The organism is Peribacillus sp. P4_B1 (assembly GCF_056402395.1).
The window spans coordinates 1-894 of sequence record NZ_JBFUHM010000150.1; the positions used below are offsets into that span (position 1 = coordinate 1).

The 894-nt window shown below is 39.7% G+C and carries 1 protein-coding gene; it reads right to left on the reverse strand.

All coding sequences use genetic code 11. The features are described from left to right. A partial coding sequence (locus tag AC1DVK_RS26970) for a transposase (protein WP_477627830.1) occupies positions 1-894 on the reverse strand: 894 nt, incomplete at both ends.

Here is an 894-nt window from a genome sequence, read left to right on the forward strand (position 1 = left end):
GCTTTTCTTTCGCATCTGCGAATACACGCTCAATCGTTTCTTTACGTTTCGCATATATAGTTTTTACATCTTGATGATGACGCAGATGATCTGCTTCTTCCACATGTGTTTGCCAAATATGCCGTGTCACCACTTTTTGATGGTCTTTGCTTTCTGTACACTGAGATAAAAATGAGCATGTCGCACAAGTGTGTTTGGGTGATTTATACTCGCGATAGCCCTCTTTATTGGTTGTTGAGTACTTTAATAGCTCYCCCGAAGGACAAAGGTAACAATCAAAATGTTCATCGTATACATAGTCCTGTTTGCGGAAAAATCCTTCTTTGGTGCGAGGACGTGTATAAGGYAAAGCCGGTATGATTTCTTTGTTAAATAGGTAGCTTGTAATCGCTGGTGTTTTATAAGCTGCATCTGCGGCAACGGCTTCCGGTTTTCCAACTTTCTCAATCACYTGTTCAACTAGTGGCTCTAAGATCTGACTGTCATGTATATTTCCAGGTGTTACAATCGTTCCCAATACAAAACCGTTGCGGTCTGCGGCCGCGTGGAATGAATAGGCAAAYTGTTTTGTTCGTTCATCTTTCACATAGTAGCCACTCTCAGAATCCGTTGTACTTTCTTTAATCTCTTTGGTCTCTTCTTTATCAAATTTATCTGATGGAAAAGGCTTCTTTCCATGGTTTTCACGATCTTGATTGATTTCTTCTTGAAGACGCCCTTGATAYGCTCGTGTTTCTTTACGAACGATTTTCTTTTCAAATTTCCGTTTATTCGCACTGGCTTTCACATGTGTGGAATCCACGAAAACGTGTTCAGCACTTATTAACTTTTTATTAGCAGCTGTCATTAAAATGCGATAGAAAATCTGTTCAAACAGGTCTGTATCTTTAAAGC